Raw genomic sequence first — 3052 nt, 5'->3', positions numbered from 1 at the left:
GGAAGAATCAATTAAGCGGAGAAAGTGCTTATGCGTTAGTCTCGCTGGTGCAACCAACCTTACGATTTGGTATATCTAGTAGTAAACCTTTATCGACCGAACAATGGCAAGAAATATGGCAGATTTGGCACGACGCGATCGCGACGGGTTTAGGAACCCGAGTTAGTGCCGGATATGGGCAGATTGATACAGATTCAACTTTAATTTTATATCAGGTTCGGGTTAAGGGACAAGGACAAGCGGCTAAGTTAATTGATGATACCGGAGAATTTCGTCCGAATATCTTTCGCGCCAGTTTACGGGGTCATTCGTTACGCCTATTTGGGGGCTTAACCAATGCCAAAACAGCGGAAGCGTTGGTAGAACAATTGTTTGGTGGCGTGCGAGGAAATGGAACCGTGGGACTCTTAAAATTAGGGTTTAAAACCGGGGATTTACAGTTAGGAACGTTTGGTAAAAATGGGTATGAACAGCCCACCTATAATGTAGAAGGAGATATAATTTGGTCATTAACTCGCCCCCTCCCCGATGATCAACAAGCCGCCTTACAAAACCTAGTCACGGATTTAATCTGGTTTGCCATGGTATTTGGTGGATTTGGTAAATCTTGGCGACGGGCAGATCATCGCTTATTTTATCCCGATGATGAGTATGAAAAGTTAATTGGTTGTCATTGGCAATGGGCGGGAGAGATTGACCGCAAAAATGCCTTTCGGATTTGGCATCCGACTAAAGTTAGCAAGTTTATTAATTCTGTCTTAGACACGGCGAAAACCTGGATGGAATTACAAGGAAATCCCCCCAACCTTGATCATCATGCCAATTGGCGAGAATCCTGGCATCCCTCTCGCGTCCAGGTGTGGGGACGATTGGCAAAAAATCGGGATGAATGTGTGGCGATTGATTGGTTACATAAACCTTATCAACAAGGTATTCTTCGCGGCGAACCGGACAAAAGTATTAAGCGGACATCGGTAACCGGAGAACTGGGTCAAATTGGTCGCTTATGGCATCGAATGTATCCGCCAAAACTACTCTGGATTAAGAAAGAGGGAAAACTTCAACGGAAATCGACGAATCGGTTTATTGAGTTGTTAACCCTGTTTCCGGATCAGTCACCGGAATTCCAGGAGTTTGTCGAGTTTCTTCAGCAAAAGCCAGATGGATTTGAATTACTGTGGGGAGGACAATAATTATGGCGATTTGGATAGTTACCATTGGCAGTAGTGATGTGCAATTAGACAGCGACAAAATTAGTAAGAAAAAGGGACGAATGGAAAACCAGCGCAGTGATAAGGTGTGGAATAATTGGTATGAGGATGAGATTCTCGACGAATGCCATGATATTGAATTTGAACCCAAGCAAATTTATAAAGATAAGACTGTGCCTTATCGAATCGAACCGAGGGTATTGGGAATGGTTTATCAGTATCATTCCTCCCAAATACAGGAACAGATTTGGTCGTATTTAACCTTTCCACTGTTGGATACATTTGTGGAACAGTTAAAAGCAGAAACAGATCAGTTAGATAAAATTATCGTCCTGTTAACCGATCAATCCCAGATTTTCTCCGATTACCACACCCAGCGCCAAATCACCTGTCCCTATTGGCAAGATACCCGTAAATTACAGCCCATTTTAGCCCGATATTTTCAGGGGGAGGATAAGTTTCCCCAAACCCCCTGTGAATGGATTTACCTAGCGCCGAACTCTAATGATCCAGGATTAGATGAATGGGATTATGTTCTCGATTTAGTCCGAAACGAGTTAGATTCTCTCCCCTTTACCGTCAACCCCAATCAGGCGACGAGTCAAACGGTTTATGTCAGTCACCAAGCCAGTACCCCAGCTATTTCTTCTGCGGTTCAGTTTATGAGTCTCGCCCGATTTGGCAAGCGGGTACAATTTTTAGTCAGTAATGAATATCACCTAGAACGTCCAGCGAATATTATTAGCAATTCCCAATATCTGCGGGGAATTCAGGTACAACAGGCGAAGGGATTAATTCAATCCGGAACTCCTGGTGCGGCGTTACACTTGTTAGAATTAGCAGAACTTAAGGGAAGTTTAGAGGCGTCGGTGGTGGCTGAGTTGGAAAAACTGGTGGATTTTTTCAATCTGAATCGTTCCCTGGCGGATAAGTCAAGTGAATTTGACCTTAAAGCAGCGACGGCGCGAATTGTTGATGGGATTGCGTTGATTGAACGATTATTTGAGCAAGAGAATTATCTGCCCGGAATTGCACTATTGGCGGCGGCGCAAGAGACGTTTTTGCGGTGTGCGATTACGATGGAAATTCAGGGGCGTTCAGTTTCGTTATCGATTAATGGAACTCAGCAACGTTTTCCGGCGGAGGATTTAATTCAATGGCTAAGGAGAGGGTTACAGTTTGTTTCTACGGATGATTTGAAGCATTATTGGTCTGTATCGGGTTCGAGTAAGGAAGAAGTGAATAAAACGATTAAGAAGCTGAAGCTAGAGACATTAAAGCAATTACAGTTTCCCATTGATGACAGCCGATTCAAGCGTCAACCCAACCAAATCGGCAAAAATGAATTTATGCTCAAATGGCTATGTCATCTCCGGTCAGATTTCCAGCCGTGGAAGGTATTGCACTGGTCATGTATTCAGAAGAACGAAGCGGGAGAACATGATGATGATATCCGCAACCAATTGATGCATAATTTGCAAGGAATGAAGCCGGAGGATGTAGTCAAGTATTTATTAGGGAATCAAGAGAGGGATATATCGGTTATCCAGGCGTATCAGACTGAGGTGAAACCGCAATTTATAGCCGCCATTCGTCTGTGTGGTTTGCCGTTTACTGAGCCGAAGTTGGCGGAGAGGTTGCAAGGTGTTGCGGATGGGATTCGGATTAAATTATCTTACGATAATTAATTTATTTTCTCTTGGCAAATTGTCAGTTATTTTACCGATTAAATAGTTATTGAATTCGATGAACCGATTACTGGGCTGGTATTCTAGGGAGACTTCAGATTAACGATACCGTGCAGCAACTGCTTGTGCTGCTTGGCGATGCTTTGCCACTAA

The 3052-nt window shown here is 43.6% G+C and carries 2 protein-coding genes; both read left to right on the top strand.

Features of this window, described 5'->3' with window-relative positions:
* Nucleotides 1-1193, top strand: a 1193-nt coding sequence (locus ACLFWI_RS28915) for an RAMP superfamily protein (RefSeq protein ID WP_446415798.1), incomplete at its 5' end; no start/stop codon positions are given.
* A gap of 2 nt (nt 1194-1195) precedes the next feature.
* Nucleotides 1196-2899, top strand: coding sequence for a hypothetical protein (locus tag ACLFWI_RS28910; RefSeq protein ID WP_446415797.1), 1704 nt, complete (start codon nt 1196-1198; stop codon nt 2897-2899).
* The last annotated feature ends 153 nt before the right edge of the window (nt 2900-3052 follow it).

Source organism: Coleofasciculus sp. (genome assembly GCF_046539235.1).
Classification (GTDB): domain Bacteria; phylum Cyanobacteriota; class Cyanobacteriia; order Cyanobacteriales; family Coleofasciculaceae; genus Coleofasciculus.
This window is presented reverse-complemented; position numbering and strand designations above follow the sequence as displayed.

Excerpts from the sequence above, each read along its gene's own strand:
- ACLFWI_RS28910 (WP_446415797.1), top strand. The coding sequence starts at position 1,196 with ATGGCGATTTGGATAGTTACCATTGGCAGTAGTGATGTGCAATTAGAC.